Origin of the sequence: Pseudomonas sp. KU26590 (genome assembly GCF_026153515.1) — a bacterium.
Taxonomy (GTDB): domain Bacteria; phylum Pseudomonadota; class Gammaproteobacteria; order Pseudomonadales; family Pseudomonadaceae; genus Aquipseudomonas.
Map to the genome: position 1 here is coordinate 3,277,212 of NZ_CP110644.1, position 15,730 is coordinate 3,292,941.

A 15,730-nucleotide genomic window follows, 5' to 3' on the forward strand; every position below is an offset into this window, starting at 1 on the left:
GAGCACCTTCAGCTGTGCGGTGTGACGCCTGACGCTTTCCCGGCTAAAGCCGGTCCCACAATTAGTCCGCCGCCAGTCCCATGCAAGGGTGCGCAGTCACTGCCACTGCACCCACTGACTTCAACCTGTCACATCCTCGCCCCTGAAATGCCACATTGACGCCGTAATGTCCTCGCCAATGAGATCGATCTCAAGCGAGTGATCATGAGTGACCTGAAAGACGTTGCACGGGTGGCCGGGGTTTCCAGAGCGACCGCTGCCCGTTGTTTCGCCTCCCCCGGAGTGGTACGCCCGACGACCCGCGACCAGGTATTCGCCGCCGCTCGAGAGCTAGGTTTTCGACCCAATCTGCTCGGCCGTCAGTTGCGCCTGCAAACCACCCAGCTCATTGGCGTGGTCGTGCCGAGCCTGCTCAACCCGGTGTTCGCCGAACAATTTCAAGCCATGGAACGCGCCGCGCGGTTGCGGGGCTACAACCTGCTGCTGGCGACCACCGATTACAGCGCCGAGCGAGAAAGCGCAGTGGTTGAAGAATTACTGCGCCAGCGTGTAGACGGCCTCGTCCTCACCGTGACCGACGCCCACAGCAATCGCGTGCTGCAAAGCCTGAGCACCGAAGACACGCCCTTTGTCCTCGCCTATCACCAGCCCGGCAGCACCGAATACAGCGCCGTCTCGGTAGACAACCGTGCCGGCATGGCTCTGGCCACGCGTTATCTGCTGGACGCCGGTCATCGACGCATCGGTATGGTCGCCGGGCCGACGCTGCAGTCCGACCGGGCGCGGCAGCGTTATGCCGGCTACTGCGACGCCATGGTTGAACACCGCTTGAACGCGATGCCCATCATCGAAATGCCCAGCCACACCCAGGCCGATTTCAGCGCGCTCGCGCCGCTGTTAAACGGCCCTCAAGCCCCCACAGCGCTGGTCTGCTCCAACGACCTGCTGGCGATCAGCCTGATCGCCGAACTGCGCCGCCACGGATGGGCGGTCCCGCAGCAACTGTCGATCATCGGTTTCGACGGCATCGAGATCGGCACCCAGATGCACCCGACGCTGTGCAGCGTGGTCCAGCCCATCGGCGCGCTGGCGACCACCGTCATTGATCAATTGCTGGCGCAGATTGCTGGCGCCGTCCCGACTTCCCATTGCCTGCCGTGCCACATCCGGCCGGGCGAAAGCACTCAACCCTACAATCAGCCCTACGAGGAGACGCTCCATGATCCGCTTCAGTAAAACCCTGGCGGCACTGCTGCTGTGTGGCGTAGCCAGCCTGACCCAGGCCGCCGAAACCGCCATCTGCTACAACTGCCCGCCGGAATGGGCGGACTGGGGTACCCAGCTCAAGGCGATTGCCGACAGCACCGGCGTGCAGGTGCCGCTCGACAACAAGAACTCCGGGCAGTCACTGGCACAGCTCGTGGCGGAAAAAGCCGCACCGGTGGCGGACGTGGTGTATTACGGCGTGACCTTCGGCTTGCAGGCGCAGAAAGCCGGCGTCGTCGGCACCTACAAACCCAAGGGCTGGGAGCAGATTCCCCCAGGTCTGAAAGACCCGGAAGGGTACTGGTTCGCGATTCACTCCGGTACCCTGGGAATCATGGTCAACGTCGATGCACTGGGTGGCTTGCCGGTCCCGCAAAGCTGGGCTGATCTGCTCAAGCCGGAATACAAAGGCATGGTCGGTTACCTCGATCCGTCCAGCGCCTTTGTCGGCTACGTCTCCGCTGTGGCGATCAACCAGGCCATGGGCGGCACCCTGGATAACTTCGCGCCGGCCATCGACTACTTCCAGAAACTGGCGAAGAACTCACCGATCGTGCCCAAGCAAACCGCTTATGCGCGAGTGCTGTCTGGTGAGCTGCCAATCCTGGTGGATTACGATTTCAACGCCTACCGCGCCCGCTACAAGGACAAGGCCAACGTCGCCTTCGTCATCCCGAAGGAGGGCAGCATCAGCGTGCCCTACGTGATGAGTCTGGTCGCCAATGCCCCGCATCAGGCCAACGCCGAGAAGGTGCTGGATTTCGTCCTCTCCGAGCAGGGCCAGGCGTTGTGGGCCAAGGCGTATCTGCGTCCGGTGCGCACCATGAAGATGCCGGCTGACGTGGCGGCGCAGTTTCTGCCGGACAGCGATTACGCCCGCGCCGGCGTGGTCGATTACCAGCACATGGCCGATGTCCAGGAAGCCTTCGCCGCGCGCTACCTGAGCGAGGTCAAGTAAGTGAGCAGCACGGTTTTGAAGGCGCAGGATGCCCGCGCGCGCGGGTCTCTGACAGGGCGTCTGCGTCCGACGTCGGCCTGGGCACTGGCGCCAGCAGCGGCAGTTTTGGCGGCGTTCTGGCTGTTACCGCTGGCGCACCTCATATTGCTCGGCGGACAGCAACGGGACGGCGCCGGCAGCGGTTATTGGCAAGTGCTCAGCAGCCCGCAGTACCTGGGCAGCCTGGCGCAAACCTGTGTGCTCGCGGCGGTGGTGACCTTCGCCGCGCTGTTGGTCGGCGGCATCACCGGCGTGTTTCTCGCCCGTCAGCGCTTTTTCGGGCGCACGACGCTGGTGGCGCTGCTGACGTTTCCGTTGGCGTTTCCCGGCGTGGTGGTGGGCTTTCTGGTGATTCTGCTGGCGGGGCGGCAAGGGCTGTTCGCCATGCTCGGCCTGAAACTGGCGGGTGAGCGCTGGGTGTTCGCCTATTCCCTGGCGGGGCTGTTCCTCGGCTACCTGTATTTTTCGATTCCCCGAGTGATCCTCACGATTATGGCCGCCTGCGAAAGCCTCGACCGCAGCCTGGAAGAAGCCGCGCATTCCCTCGGCGCCGGGCACTGGCGCGTGGTGTGTGACGTGATCATTCCCGGGCTGGCACCGGCTTTGGTGTCCTGCGGCGCGATCTGTTTTGCCACGTCCATGGGCGCGTTCGGCACCGCCTTCACCCTCGGCACTCAGCTGAACGTCACGCCCGTGGCGATCTACAACGTGTTCACCAACTACGCCAACTTCACTGTCGCGGCTGCGCTGTCGGTGGTGTTGGGCGCGCTGACCTGGGCGGTGTTGCTGCTCGCGCGGCGCATGGTCAAGCAATCGAGGACGGTCCTGTGAAGCGCTCATCGCTGTTCATCGCGCAACTGCTGTTCACGCTGCTGGTCTGCGCCTTCATGCTGGTGCCGGTGGTGATGTCGCTGCTGGCCGGCCTGACGCGCAATTACTTTCAGGGCGTGTCCAGCGGTTTGACCTTCGACTGGATCGCGCAAGTCTGGCAGGCCTACTCGCCGACCGTCTGGCTCTCGCTGCAACTGGCCTTCGCCTGCGCGGTGTGCGTCTGCGTGATCGGTGTACCGGCCGCGTATGCATTGGTGCGGGTGAACAACCTCTTCAGTCGCGCCTTCGAGGAATTGATGGTCTTGCCCGTCGCCATGCCCGGCCTCGCCAGCGCCCTGGCCCTGCTGCTGACCTACGGCCAGTTCGGCAGTTTCCGCAGCAGTTGGTTGTTCATCCTCGTCGGCCACGTGCTGTTCACACTGCCGTTTCTGGTGCGGCCGGTGATGGCGGTGATGCAGCGTCAACATCTGCCAACGCTGGAGGAGGCCGCCGCGAGTCTTGGCGCCGGGCCGCTGCGACGGTTTTTCAGCGTCGTGGTGCCCAACTGCCGGGCGGGGATTCTCGCCGGCGTGCTCATGGTGGTGACGCTGTCCCTGGGTGAATTCAACCTGACGTGGATGCTGCACACGCCCATGACCAAAACCCTGCCGGTGGGGCTGGCGGACAGTTACGCCTCGGCGCGGCTGGAAGTCGCCAGCGCCTACACCCTCATATTTCTGTTGATGATCGTGCCGCTGCTGGTGGCGTTGCAGGCCATCAGCGCACGCCTTTCCCGTGGAGAGCAAAGATGACTGGAACCACGCTGCGGCTGATCGGCTGCCGCAAGGCCTTCGCCGACGGCACTGTCGCTGTTCACGACCTCAACCTGACCATCGAGGCAGGTGAGACCCTGGCGATCCTTGGTCCGTCCGGATGCGGCAAAACCACCACGCTGCGGATGATCGCCGGCCTCGAACGCCCGGACGTCGGCCAGGTGTTCTTCGGCGATCAGGACGTCACTCGCCTCCCCATCGAGCGCCGCGACGTCGGCATGGTCTTTCAGAATTACGCGCTGTTCCCCAACCTGACGGTGGAAGGCAACATCGTGTATGGCCTGAAGGTGCGCGGCATGGCCGTCGCCGAGCGGAACAAGCGCTGCGCCGAACTGCTGGAACTGGTGGGCCTGCAAGAACACGCCAAGCGTGGCATTCATGAGCTGTCCGGTGGACAACGGCAGCGGGTGGCATTGGCCCGTGCCTTGGCGCCACGGCCGAAAGTCCTGCTGCTCGATGAACCGCTGGCCGCACTGGACGCGCAACTGCGTGAACGCCTGCGCAGCGAGCTCGATCAACTGCTGCGCGGCCTCGGCATCACGTCTGTGTTCGTCACCCACGATCAGGGCGAAGCCATGGCCCTTGGCGACCGGATTCTGGTCATGCAGCAAGGGCGCATCGCCCAGCTCGGCACGCCGCGGGAAATCTATCAGCAGCCGGCGAATCCGTTCGTGGCGAGCTTTGTCGGCAACCTCAACGCTTTTACGGTGGCTGGGCGCACGGTTAAGGGCCTGAAAGTCAGCGGCGGCGAACTGCCCTGGAGTGAGGCGGGTGAGCCGGCGACGGTGTATTGCCGACCCGAGCATCTGCGGGTGGTGAAGAGCGAAGGGCACCTGCAAGGACGTTTGCTGGGCCAGTTTTTTCAGGGGGCGCAGAGCCGTTTGCTGATCGACGTCGGCGCGGCGCAACCGTTGCTGGTCGACAGCGCCGACAACGTCATTCATGCCCCGGGTGATCTGATCGCCCTGGCCATCGAGCCGCAGGCGCTGTTTGCCCTGCACCCGTAATCCTTGTTTAAGTGAGTTGAATGTGAACGTCCCGTTTCTCGTCGCACAGATCAGCGACCTGCACCTTAAAGCCGGCAACAAGCTGACCTATGGCGTGGTCGACACCCTCGGCGCCTTGCGTCGAGCGGTTGATCATCTGAATGCCAGCACGCCGCGCCCGGACATCGTGGTGATCAGTGGCGATCTGGTGGATTTCGGTCGGCCGGATGAATACGCCGTCCTGCACCCCGAGCTGGCGTGTCTGAGCATGCCGTATTACCTGGTGCCCGGTAATCACGACGTCCGCGAGCACCTGCTGGCTGAATTTGCCGATCACGTTTACTTGCCGCTCTGTCCCAACTCACCCCTGGATTGGGTCGTCGAAGAGCACCCGGTGCGCCTGATCGGACTGGATTCGACCATTCCGGGCGCCCACGGCGGACAAGTGCTGGACAGTCAGATGCGCTGGCTGGATGACGTGCTTGGCCGACGCCCCGACGTGCCGACGCTGTTGATCATGCACCACCCGCCGTTTGTCACGGGGATCGGCCACATGGAACACGAGTCCTTCATCAACGGCGCGGCGCTGGAAGAAGTCATTAAACGCCACCCGCAAGTAGAGCGCGTTCTGTGCGGCCATCTGCATCGGCCGATGCAACGGCGCTTTGCCGGCAGCATCAGCTGCACCTGCCCGGGCACTTCGCACCAGATCGTGCTCGACCTGCGCGAGGAAGCTCCGGCGCATTTCAACCTCGAACCGGCGGGCTACCTGCTGCATCGCTGGGATGCGGAGCGGGGCCTGGTGACCCACAACGGCGTGTTCGGCGATTACCCGGGGCCGTACCCGTTTTATGACGCGCAGGGGTTGATCGATTAGGCACGCCCATCTCGGTGGACTGTCCTTACGCTTTGGCCTGGCGCCGCCCGAATGTTCTGCGGGCGCCGATCGTTGGGGCACGACTGAAATGGAGTCACCTATAATCAGTCTATAATTGCTCTATAATCACCTATAAACGCATATTTCACCCATATCTATAATTGGTCTATAGTCGTTCTATAATTGCCTATAAAGCAGTGCCTGAGGTCTACAAATGCCAGAAATCTTCTACCACCGTCCCGAGCTGGCTACCCGGCTCTCCAAGCTGATCATGCAGATATCTGTGGGCAGCTCGGCCAGCTCAGGCGTCTTCCTGGCGGCGCCAAGACGCACTGGCAAATCCACCTTCGCGCGTGAAGACCTGCGCCCTGCGCTGGAAAAAGCGGGGGCGATCGTGCTGTATGCCGACCTCTGGCAAGACCTGACCAAAGACCCCGGCCTGGTCATCGTGGAAGCCATCCGCGAAGCGGTCGGCCGCAGTGACGGTTTCATTACCCGGCTTGCAAAGTCCTCCGGCATAGAGAGGGTGGTTGTGGGCGGGCTGAATTTCAGTCTGGATAAAATCGGTCTCGGCAAGGACATCGACCTCACCACTGCGCTGGTGGCGCTCTCCGATGAGTCGAAGAAGCTCATCGTTCTGATGATCGATGAAGCGCAGCACGCGATCACCACCGAGGCGGGTGTAGCGGCGCTGTTCGCGCTCAAGGCGGCAAGGGACGAGCTCAACAGCTCCCGGCACCATGGCCTGCGCATCGTCTGCACCGGCTCGAACCGGGACAAGCTGGCGATGCTGCGCAACAGCAAGGATCAGGCGTTCTTCGGGGCGTCGATGGTGCCGTTCCCGACGCTCGATCAAAACTACATTGACTGGCTGTGCGCCAACATTGACCTGCCATCACCGCTCGACCCGGCGGAGGTGTTCCAGCTCTTCAAAGAAAGTGGCTATCGCCCCGAACTGCTCGGTGCGGCGGCTGATGCCATCCGCTTTGACTTTTTCATTGACCCTCAAGACGTACCAGAGCGGTTTGCCGAGCTTGTTCGGGCGCAAGCGGATGAACTGAACGCGAACCTCAAGAAGGTGATCCACAGCCTCACCCCGATCCAGTCCGCCGTGATTCGCGTCATGGGCAGTATGGGCGACAGCTACGCCCCCTTCGAGGCGCCCACCATGGCGTTGTACGCCACAGCGCTGAAGCAGGCAGGCGTCGTAGAAAGTGAGATCAAAGTTGAGGTGCCGGGTGTGCAACAAGCCCTCATTGCCCTGCAGGAAAAGAACCTGGTGTGGAAGGCTTCACGGGGTGTTTATGCGGTGGATGAGCACGTGATCGTTGATCTGCTTCGCGCCGACGGGCTGCTGGAAGGTTTGTAGCCTCGCGGCAGCCCGGAGTGGTTACCTCTTGAGGGCTATGGCCTCTTGGACAAGGCACTCAAGGGCGAACTGCTCGGTGTACGTCATCTGAATGGGCGTTGTTTCTCCCTTGACGGTTCTTTCGCCATCCAGGATGTAGCGGATGCGCTTGTCAGTCACACCGATACGCTTCGCGATCCATGAAGGCGTTTGGCCAATCCGCGAAATCAGCTTGTCGGCGTATTCGGTTGAAGGGTTATAGAGGTCTGCGTTGGGTGTCATGTGACGTCCAGATAGAGGTTAGGTGCTGGGTGTTTAGGCGAGTGCCGCACAGTGTGCCAATAACGGTGCTGTGTCGCGACCTCAATGTGTTGGGCTCGGACTGCGACGGTTCCGAGGGGATGATTCTCATGGCAGCCTGTGTAAATACTATTTGCCGGTTTACGCGAAATCAGGCTCAGAGAATCTTATATCCAGGGTACGTGACGACTTGATCATGGCAGCGCACTGATCACTCGGCACGGGTTTGCTAAAAAGATAGCCTTGTATTTGATCGCAGCCATGCCTGATGAGCAGTTCCAGTTGCTCGGATGTTTCGACGCCTTCGGCAATAACCTTCAAATCCAGTTCGTGCGCCAATACGATGACCGCTCGGGTGATGGCCGCGTCTTCATGATTGCTCATGATGTCTTTTATGAACATCCTGTCGATTTTAAGGGTGTCTATGGGGAATCGTTTCAAGTAGGCCAGGCTGGAATAACCCGTGCCGAAGTCGTCGACTGAAAGACCTATGCCATACGATTTGATATCGCGAAGGATTTCAACTGCCGACTCCGGATCAATCATCAGCACGGATTCGGTGAGCTCAAACTCTAAAAGAGCGGGGTTGATACCGTATTCTTCCAGGATGTGCTTGACGATTTTAGCCAGGCCTTTTACCTGAAGCTGCCTGGCGGAGAGGTTGATGGCGATCGGTACCACTCGGAAATTATGTTCTTCCCAGTTTTTCAGGGTTTCACAGACTTTGCGGATCACCCATTCGCCGACAGGAATGATCAGGCCGGTGTCCTCAAGCATGGGGATAAAATCAGCGGGAGAAACCAGGCCGAGGGTTGGATGATTCCACCTCAATAAAGCCTCAAAACCGCTTATCCGGCCATCTGTGAGGCTGACCTTCGGCTGGAAATGCAGAATGAACTCATCCCGATCAAGCGCACCGCGCAAGAGTGTTTCAGTCTGCAGGCGTTTAACTGCACTGGCGTTCATCTCGGCATCGTAAAACTTGAAATTGTTGCGACCACTTTTTTTCGCGTTGTACATCGCGGTATCCGCATTCTTGAGGATAACGCCCGCGTCACTCCCATCAAACGGATAATGAGCGATGCCTACGCTCGCTGAAACAAATATATCCTGGCCGCGAAGGTTAAACGGTTTCCCCAGTGCATCGACGACATGGGTCGCGAGCGACTTGATGAGGTGTTCCGAATAAACAGGATGGGTAACCACGATCGAAAATTCGTCACCTCCCAGCCGCGCAACCATACTGTTGTCATCAATGAATTCTTCCAATCGCCGGCTCGCCTGGATAAGCAATTCATCGCCTACAGAATGCCCCATGGTGTCGTTGACGGTTTTGAATCTGTCCAGATCGATGAATATGACGCTGATTACATCTGACGCGTTGAGACTGATGGCCCCGCGCAGATAATTGTTGAGAAACCAGCGATTAGGCAGATCTGTGAGCGAATCATTTTCGGCCAGGTAGGTGAGCTTTTTCTTTGCGTCATCCCTTTCAAGCGCGGCTGCCATCAGGTTTGCCAGTGTTTGAATGTAGCTGACGTCTTCACGTGTAAAGAGGTAGTCCGTGGTGGCATAGACCCCCAAAATGCCCTTAAAAACTTCTCTGCAAGACAGGTCAACTTCGATGCTGCTCCTAATTCTTTCAGCGTCCACTGTCGCACCCGAAAGCAATTTGCCTGCACCCGCCTCATCAAGGTCGTTGGCACACTCAGTAGAAGCAGCAGTGCCGTTCAACAATTCGTTGTTATAACCCCTCCGGCTGTCAAAGTGGGTCAAACCCACCTCGGCATTGATGATGATCCGGCGACTCACTCTATCAACGACTAACAACGCGGCCTTGCTCAGTTTTAATCCTTGGGCGGCCGTCAGTGCTGCCAGTTCACCCAAGACACTGACGTTTTCTTCTGTCAATGCCTGCTGGCCAAACAAGGCGATAAGGTTTTGCCTTCTGGCGTTATCCAGAATCGCGACCTCAAACTCTTTGCGATCCGTAATATCGATATCGATGCAAATATATTTTTCAACGCCGCCCCTGTCATCGAGAATAGGGATGATAGTGCGTCGATGCCATTTGTCCTTTCCGGTACGACCTGACAGCCTGACCTCTCCGTTCCACACCTCATTTTCAGGTGCCCATTGCCATGGCTGTGTCGCTGAAGACATGCCGGTCCACACTTCATCGATCTTCAATTCTAAAAGCTCAGCCCGTGAATGCTGTGAGCGTGTCACGAATCGTTCGTTAGCGTAGGTGATACGGCCGGAGGGCGAAAATTCGCAAACGATTGAAACCTCATCCAGTGCGTTTTTATGCTGCACCAGGGTATTCATCAACGATTCGATGCGCTGACCAAAGTGATTGCGCATACTCGCTGCCGTGCGGTTCACCGCTTTTATAGCCTCCTGTATTTCCACGGGAGCATCGGCGACCAACATCGCTTCTGCGGCCACTGCGCCTGAAGCGATTTCCGCTTCATAGGAGTGAAGCTTGTCCAGATGGGCAAGCGAACGCTTGATCAGGAATCCCATCAACAGCAAACTTGTCAGCAAAAAAAGCACTGCCAGTACCGTCGCCTGCACCACCAAGGTACAAAGCTCGGCCGCTATTTTCTCGGCATTAAATGACAGGCGCATCACGCCATAATCTTTCCCCCCGATCGTTATCGGACGGTTGACATCGAATAATCGTGCAGCAACCTCCGACTCTATCCACGCAGGGGCTCTGCCAAGAGGCGCCTTGGGTGCCTGCAGACGGATGACGCCACCTGACAGGTCAATAAACATGGCCGACTTGAACGGCGAGCGAGACACGGTTTTTTCGAGGGTTCTTTTGATGGTGTCGTAATCGCCTATGACGACACTTTCCTCTACGGCCTGCGCGGCAACCTCTATCAGCATGTTAGCGCTGTCTTGTATCTCTTCAATGTGTTGAAGCATCTGGTTTTTATAAAAAAGACCCAGGCCAGTCGTGAGAAAAACCAGTATCAAAATGGACAGCATCGCCAATATGCGCGACGTCAGTGATCTGGGCATCAGGCTTTTAAAAAAACTCATTAACAGCCTCTCCAGCTAAGGGTGAGATTGATTACTTACGGGTGGCTGGCAAGTTGTTATAAAAATCACGGTAGGAAGCATAATCCGCTGCCGTCGCAGGAATGAATTTAATCGGTGCGGGTGCATGGACTAACTCGGTCGCCTCATGAAGAATGCTGCTGCCGTCTGTATCATATTGCATATTAAAAAATGCCTCGGCGACCGCAGCCAGTTCTTTTTGAGACACTCTGGGGGATGCCATGAGGGCTAAATCATTAAACAAGGACGACTTCCACAGTACGCGGAATGACTTACCTTCTCTCTCCGTGTAACCGCTGACAAGCTGTGAGTTGCCCCCCATCGCCTGGGCCTTGCCGCTGAGCAGCTGGCTGAACGCGCCATCCATGTTTCCTGCAAACACAGTGGACGTATTTATTCCTTTCTTTACCAATTCTGCGCTGGTCACTTTGTAAGCAATAAACGCTTCGGGTCCCGGGTACACGACCTCCTGGCCTTCCAGTTCCGCAAGGCTATGGATGGGCGAGTCGGCAGGTACGACGATTTGTCCTTCGAGGGCAGGCGCGTCACGACGACCAAATACCTTCCAGCCCATTTTGTCACGGTCGGGGCTAAACAGATGATTGGTAAAAGCAAAATCAACTTCTTGTGCGAGCACATAACTGGTGGTGTCAGAGGATGTTCGCCCTAATTTCAGCGTAAGATTCACACCGCTTTTTTCAGACACATACCGTATGATCGGGTTCCAGAAACTGGCCGAGAGATTAAGGTTGTATTGGTTGACGGGTGAGAAGTTGTAGACTTTAAGATCTTCAGAGACAGCCACATTTGCCAACCCAAAGGACAGCGCAATAATAATAGCTTTGAAGATTAGGCGTGACGTCACGTGTTAACTCCGGATTGATACTAGCGTCTCACCCAAAGGTGATCAGGGCTAGATTAAGCCCTGCAATCCAATGCAATCGGCCGGGACAGGTGGAACTTAAGCAGAGGTTACTTAAATAATTAGTTAAGAGCATTGGATCCACTGATCCGCCCCTCATCATTGACCCCATTAGCGATAGCCGTTATCCCGCTCTTCTCGAGTGAGGGCCGTCGTTGGAGGCGAGCGTCGGCGGGTGTTTTCTGTGAGCTGTAGGTAAAAACGCCGAGCAGCGATCAGGCAGGGCAAAACAGGTCAGGAGGGCAGGGGTCGATAGCTGAGGTTCGCGAGTCGCTTCTACGACCCCATGGGACAGCTTTCGAAGGACAGTTCGCCTCGTACGGTCCGACTTGGCTGGCTTATGACAGGCTTGTCGAGATTTAAGCAACCACGAATCATCCCTATTTTATAAATCACCGAATGCCAAATCGTCTGTCCAGCGAAACTGTACCGGCACCCTTGGCGATGATAATCAGCAGTAATCCGATCCAGGACAAATGAGTCGGCCACGCATCGGGGTAAACAAATATCTCAATCACCAACGTCATGCCCAGCAGAGCCAGGGCCGAAAGACGACTGAACAGACCGAGAATCAGTAGCACCGGGAACAGATGTTCAGCATAGGCAGAAAGATGAGCAGCCAGTTCCGGAGAGATCAACGGCAAGTTGTATTCAGTGCGAAACAGCTCGTAAGTGCTGTCGGTGATGGTTAAAAAGCCCTCGACCTTGGTCCGGCCGGACAGGATAAAGATCGCGGCAATAGAGACCCGCGCCACCAGTGCCAACACCGAATCATTGATCAGGCCATGCAGACGGTCGGCGAGGCGGTTCCACAGAGTGAGCAGGCGAGGTGCATTCACGGTGTTCTCCAATGCTCAGTGAGCGGCAAATACGTTGGCAGCGATCAGTCGGCTGAGCATGTTCATCAGATCCAGTTCGGGTTCAGCTCGGGTTGCGTATTCGGCCGCCTCTTCCAGGGGCAGATGGGCTGCGCAGGCGTCCAGGAAGGCACACTCGCCAACACTCAACGGATACCAGGCAATGGACGTGGTGCTGCGGCTGATCAACACGCCTTCGCCGACCCAATCCAGCTCGGCAGGTACGTCGATCAGTTCGCGATTGCACCGCCAGAGGGTGTAGGCCGGTTGGTTCGGGAACCATTTCCAGCGAGTCGTGGCGCGCAATTTGAGCCTTACGCCGGCCAACAGCGCCGGCTCGATGGCTGCAAAGGCGGCGACATCGAGGGCGAGTTGGTCCTCAGCACCGTGCGCTTCATTCCACAGCAGATCGATGCGTGCCACATTGCCCAGATAAGGCAGATCCCGGGCGTGCTCGAACGCATCGAGAAACTCCGGGAAGCCTTGGCCGTAATGAAGCAACCGCGCATCGGCAGGCGGGAATTGGCGGACATACCGCGCGGCGGCGGCCTGCAACCATTCGCTGCCTACCAGACGCTCCACGGTGGGAAAGTTCGCCAACAGGGCATCACTGGCGCCTTTCATCACAGTGTTGCGATACACCAGAAATCCCGACTGCTCGGTCAATACCGGCAAGCTCGCGGGGTCCTTGCCATACAAGGCGCTGATAAAGGCGTCCTGAAAACCGGCCAGTGACAGATTCATTACGCAGTCTCCATTAGCAGGTGACGATGGGTGTCCAGGACGCCCTGAGCGCGGCTGCGCTCGATCATCAATTGATCAAAGGCGGGAATCTGGTCATCGCGTTCAATGAGCGTCGGGCGTGGGCCGATGCGCTTGATCAAGCGTTGATAAAGGGACCAGACCGCCTCGCTGATGGGGCTGTCGTGGGAGTCGATCAGCAGGCCTGAGTCGCCAGGGTCAGGGGTATGACCGGCCAGATGAACTTCCATGACCGCTTTGGCCGGGAAGGCATCCAGATAATCGGCGGCGTTGAAATCCTGGTTATGCGCACTGATAAAGACGTTGTTCACGTCCAGCAGCAGCCCGCAACCGGTTCTGTCGCTTAGTTCGGTGAGGAAGTCGAGCTCGCTCCAGTCATGGCCGTCGAGCTTTAAATAGTGGGTCGGATTTTCAATCGCAATCCGGCGTCCGAGGGTGGTCTGGGTGCAATCAATGTTGTCTACGATCCGTTGCAGCGCTTCATGGGAACGGGGAAACGGCAGCAGGTCGGGGTGGTACTGGCCTCGCCAGGTTGACCAGGCCAGGTGTTCCGACATCAGGGCCGGTTGAACGCGATCGGCAAGCACCTTGAGCCGTTGCAAGTGGGCCATGTCCGGCGGGCAATCGGCCGCCAGGGACAGGGATACACCGTGCAGTGACAGCGGGTGCCGGCTTCCAATCGCTTCAAGCCAGGCCAGTCGGGGGCCGCCGTCAACCATGTAATTTTCCGGATGGACTTCAAACCACAGGCCGCTGGCGGTGCAATCGAGTGCGTGCTCGTAATGCTCTGCCTTGAGACCAAGTCCGGCGCCCATCTTTTGGGAAGTTTTCATGATTGACGTCTCCCTTGATGTGGCGGGTTACATGGCTTCCAGAGTACCGTGGCCGTTTGGCGTCTTGATCGAGGTGCAAGTGCCGGCCGGAACGTTTTTCCACGAGTTGGCCTGGTAGTCGGTCTTCGAAGTGCCAGCACACGTGGTGCCTGCGCCTGCTTTGCAATCATTCTTGCCCGCCATGGAAACGCCGTAGCACTTCTCCATGGCCGCTGGTTTTTCGGCCGCCATGACAGAACCGGCAGCAACGGAAGACAGGGCGATTGCGATAGCGGCAATATTGATAGTTTTCATGGGTATTTCTCCGAGGATTCAGGTAGTTGGTCAGCAGTTCAGCGAATCTTTCGCTTTGCTTGCGATCCGGAAAGTAATTCGTCGCGAAACGCCAACCGGTTACAGCGATCGAAAAAATATTTGAAATACCGTGAAAAAATTTGCGCCGCGCGGGGTTTCTCAGTTCACTGCCCACCTGCATTCAGTCAGTGCGCGCTCCTAACGCACTTGATGAAAAGAACAATTAAAAAATTTTTAACTTTTGTGTAACCAGGGCGATTGATGGACCGAACTACACATAACGAATCGTTGCGCAGGCGAGAGATCGATCTTCAGACGCTCTTCCTGTCTGGACTCAAGGGTGAGCAAGCCGACTACGCGCATTTTCTGCGGGAGTTGAGTACACACCTGCGTGGTTTTCTCAGGGCACGGCTGCTGCGTCAGCCAGATGAGATAGAGGATCTGCTGCAAGAGATTCTGCTGGCGGTGCATAACGGCCGTCAGACCTATCAATCCGATCAGCCGTTGACGGCCTGGGTGTTTGCCATTGCTCGCTACAAACTGGCTGATTTCTATCGTTCCCGCTCGCGGCACGATGGGCTCAACGATTCCATTGATGACGCCGAGGAGCTATTTGCCGAGCCCTGCCTGGAACCGGCTCAGGCAAGTCGCGATCTGGACAAGTTGCTCGAAGAGTTGCCGGACAAGCAGCGCCTGCCCATCATGCACGTCAAGCTCGAAGGGCTTTCCGTTGCGCAGACGGCGCAGTTGACCGGGCTTTCCGAGTCTGCGGTAAAGATTGGCGTGCATCGCGGGCTCAAGGCCCTAGCGGCCATGATCAGAGGTAAATGATGAATACAGATGATCTTGTTTCCATGCTTTCCACCGGGGTCGAACCCGTTGATCCCAGGGCGATCGCCAAGCGCTTCAGCCTGGCGATGCTGATTGGCGGAGTGGGGGCTCTGTTGGTGATCCTGCTGCGCTTCGGCGTACGGCCTGATCTGGCCGACGTGGCGACGACTCCGATTTTCTGGGCCAAGGTCGCCTTTCCCCTGAGCCTGATGGTGGGCGCGTTACTGATGACGACGCGTCTGGCTCGTCCCGGCATGAGTGCGGGTGGCGGCAAGCTGTGGGTGACGCTGGGGGTGGCGGCGATCTGGGTCGGCACGCTGTACGGGCTGGCTGTCGCACCTGCCGATGATCGAGTCGCCATCGTCTTGGGCACAACCTGGAAAGTGTGCGCCTTCAATATCACCTTGCTCTCTGTACCCGGCTTTGTTGCGGTGTTCTGGGCATTGCGCGGCCTGGCACCAACCCGGCCGAAGCTCGCGGGCGCGTGCGGCGGCCTGCTCGCCAGCTCCCTGGCTACGCTTGCCTACTGCCTGCACTGTCCTGAAATGGCCATACCGTTCTGGGGTATCTGGTATTTTCTGGGGATGCTGGTGCCGACCTTGATCGGCGCGGCCATGGGGCCGCGTTGGTTGCGTTGGTAGTGGCTGATTAGCGCGCTTAGATCGGGGTGGCCTTGGGTTTGAGCAAGATAACGAGCATGTTTGAACAATTGCGGCCGCTCGGCACCGGTGGAAGTCGGCCAGCA

The 15,730-nt window shown here is 58.1% G+C and carries 16 protein-coding genes; 9 read left to right on the forward strand and 7 right to left on the reverse strand.

Annotated elements, in window-relative coordinates; all coding sequences use genetic code 11:
- Positions 1 to 204 precede the first annotated feature (204 nt).
- From OKW98_RS14215 to OKW98_RS14245, 7 genes are all read left to right on the forward strand, one after another.
- Positions 205 to 1,236 carry a substrate-binding domain-containing protein gene (locus tag OKW98_RS14215; RefSeq protein WP_265385314.1) on the forward strand — a complete coding sequence of 344 codons (1,032 nt, stop codon included), beginning with the start codon at positions 205 to 207 and terminating at the stop codon, positions 1,234 to 1,236.
- A complete protein-coding gene (locus tag OKW98_RS14220; protein WP_265385315.1) occupies positions 1,220 to 2,224 on the forward strand; it encodes an ABC transporter substrate-binding protein in 1,005 nt (334 codons plus the stop codon). The genes OKW98_RS14215 and OKW98_RS14220 overlap by 17 nt, the downstream gene beginning before the upstream one ends.
- A gap of 48 nt (positions 2,225 to 2,272) precedes the next feature.
- Positions 2,273 to 3,094 (forward strand): ABC transporter permease, encoded by an 822-nt coding sequence (locus tag OKW98_RS14225; RefSeq protein WP_265389734.1) that lies wholly within the window; start codon positions 2,273 to 2,275, stop codon positions 3,092 to 3,094.
- Positions 3,091 to 3,885 (forward strand): ABC transporter permease, encoded by a 795-nt coding sequence (locus tag OKW98_RS14230; protein WP_265385316.1) that lies wholly within the window; start codon positions 3,091 to 3,093, stop codon positions 3,883 to 3,885. The genes OKW98_RS14225 and OKW98_RS14230 overlap by 4 nt, the downstream gene beginning before the upstream one ends.
- The gene (locus OKW98_RS14235; RefSeq protein WP_265385317.1) at positions 3,882 to 4,913 is read left to right on the forward strand and encodes an ABC transporter ATP-binding protein; all 1,032 of its coding nucleotides are present in this window, start codon (positions 3,882 to 3,884) and stop codon (positions 4,911 to 4,913) included. The genes OKW98_RS14230 and OKW98_RS14235 overlap by 4 nt, the downstream gene beginning before the upstream one ends.
- Positions 4,914 to 4,935: 22 nt before the next feature.
- Complete coding sequence (locus OKW98_RS14240) at positions 4,936 to 5,769, forward strand: phosphodiesterase (protein WP_265385318.1); 834 nt, start codon at positions 4,936 to 4,938, stop codon at positions 5,767 to 5,769.
- A 214-nt stretch (positions 5,770 to 5,983) separates the two neighbouring features.
- Positions 5,984 to 7,138 carry an ATP-binding protein gene (locus tag OKW98_RS14245; RefSeq protein ID WP_265385319.1) on the forward strand — a complete coding sequence of 385 codons (1,155 nt, stop codon included), beginning with the start codon at positions 5,984 to 5,986 and terminating at the stop codon, positions 7,136 to 7,138.
- Positions 7,139 to 7,159: 21 nt separating this feature from the next.
- Here the strand turns inward: OKW98_RS14245 and OKW98_RS14250 are convergent, their stop codons facing one another.
- The 7 genes from OKW98_RS14250 to OKW98_RS14280 form a co-directional block, all read right to left on the reverse strand.
- A complete protein-coding gene (locus tag OKW98_RS14250) occupies positions 7,160 to 7,399 on the reverse strand; it encodes a hypothetical protein (protein WP_265385320.1) in 240 nt (79 codons plus the stop codon).
- 159 nt (positions 7,400 to 7,558) lie between these two features.
- Positions 7,559 to 10,468, reverse strand: a complete 2,910-nt coding sequence (locus tag OKW98_RS14255) for a putative bifunctional diguanylate cyclase/phosphodiesterase (RefSeq protein WP_265385321.1) — start codon at positions 10,466 to 10,468, stop codon at positions 7,559 to 7,561.
- A 31-nt stretch (positions 10,469 to 10,499) separates the two neighbouring features.
- Positions 10,500 to 11,321, reverse strand: coding sequence for a phosphate/phosphite/phosphonate ABC transporter substrate-binding protein (locus OKW98_RS14260; RefSeq protein ID WP_265389735.1), 822 nt, complete (start codon positions 11,319 to 11,321; stop codon positions 10,500 to 10,502).
- Positions 11,322 to 11,800: 479 nt separating this feature from the next.
- On the reverse strand, positions 11,801 to 12,247 hold the full coding sequence (locus tag OKW98_RS14265) for a DoxX family protein (RefSeq protein ID WP_265385322.1): 447 nt from the start codon (positions 12,245 to 12,247) through the stop codon (positions 11,801 to 11,803).
- Between the two features lie 15 nt (positions 12,248 to 12,262).
- Positions 12,263 to 13,009 carry a DNA-binding domain-containing protein gene (locus tag OKW98_RS14270; protein WP_265385323.1) on the reverse strand — a complete coding sequence of 249 codons (747 nt, stop codon included), beginning with the start codon at positions 13,007 to 13,009 and terminating at the stop codon, positions 12,263 to 12,265.
- Positions 13,009 to 13,860 (reverse strand): DUF692 domain-containing protein, encoded by an 852-nt coding sequence (locus OKW98_RS14275; protein WP_265385324.1) that lies wholly within the window; start codon positions 13,858 to 13,860, stop codon positions 13,009 to 13,011. Before OKW98_RS14275 ends, OKW98_RS14270 begins: the two co-directional genes overlap by 1 nt.
- Positions 13,861 to 13,887: 27 nt before the next feature.
- A complete protein-coding gene (locus OKW98_RS14280; protein WP_265385325.1) occupies positions 13,888 to 14,154 on the reverse strand; it encodes a DUF2282 domain-containing protein in 267 nt (88 codons plus the stop codon).
- 261 nt (positions 14,155 to 14,415) lie between these two features.
- On the opposite strand from OKW98_RS14280, the gene OKW98_RS14285 reads away from it, so the two are divergent.
- Both OKW98_RS14285 and OKW98_RS14290 read left to right on the forward strand, forming a co-directional pair.
- On the forward strand, positions 14,416 to 14,985 hold the full coding sequence (locus tag OKW98_RS14285; RefSeq protein WP_265385326.1) for a sigma-70 family RNA polymerase sigma factor: 570 nt from the start codon (positions 14,416 to 14,418) through the stop codon (positions 14,983 to 14,985).
- A complete protein-coding gene (locus OKW98_RS14290; protein ID WP_265385327.1) occupies positions 14,985 to 15,626 on the forward strand; it encodes a DUF1109 domain-containing protein in 642 nt (213 codons plus the stop codon). The genes OKW98_RS14285 and OKW98_RS14290 overlap by 1 nt, the downstream gene beginning before the upstream one ends.
- Positions 15,627 to 15,730 lie beyond the last annotated feature (104 nt).

Bases quoted from the DNA above. Each gene is read 5' to 3' on its own strand.
- OKW98_RS14285 (WP_265385326.1), top strand. From the start codon at position 14,416: ATGGACCGAACTACACATAACGAATCGTTGCGCAGGCGAGAGATCGAT.
- OKW98_RS14275 (WP_265385324.1), bottom strand. From the start codon at position 13,860: ATGAAAACTTCCCAAAAGATGGGCGCCGGACTTGGTCTCAAGGCAGAG.
- OKW98_RS14245 (WP_265385319.1), top strand. From the start codon at position 5,984: ATGCCAGAAATCTTCTACCACCGTCCCGAGCTGGCTACCCGGCTCTCC.
- OKW98_RS14215 (WP_265385314.1), top strand. From the start codon at position 205: ATGAGTGACCTGAAAGACGTTGCACGGGTGGCCGGGGTTTCCAGAGCG.
- OKW98_RS14290 (WP_265385327.1), top strand. From the start codon at position 14,985: ATGAATACAGATGATCTTGTTTCCATGCTTTCCACCGGGGTCGAACCC.
- OKW98_RS14235 (WP_265385317.1), top strand. From the start codon at position 3,882: ATGACTGGAACCACGCTGCGGCTGATCGGCTGCCGCAAGGCCTTCGCC.
- OKW98_RS14280 (WP_265385325.1), bottom strand. From the start codon at position 14,154: ATGAAAACTATCAATATTGCCGCTATCGCAATCGCCCTGTCTTCCGTT.
- OKW98_RS14220 (WP_265385315.1), top strand. From the start codon at position 1,220: ATGATCCGCTTCAGTAAAACCCTGGCGGCACTGCTGCTGTGTGGCGTA.
- OKW98_RS14270 (WP_265385323.1), bottom strand. From the start codon at position 13,009: ATGAATCTGTCACTGGCCGGTTTTCAGGACGCCTTTATCAGCGCCTTG.
- OKW98_RS14255 (WP_265385321.1), bottom strand. From the start codon at position 10,468: ATGAGTTTTTTTAAAAGCCTGATGCCCAGATCACTGACGTCGCGCATA.
- OKW98_RS14250 (WP_265385320.1), bottom strand. From the start codon at position 7,399: ATGACACCCAACGCAGACCTCTATAACCCTTCAACCGAATACGCCGAC.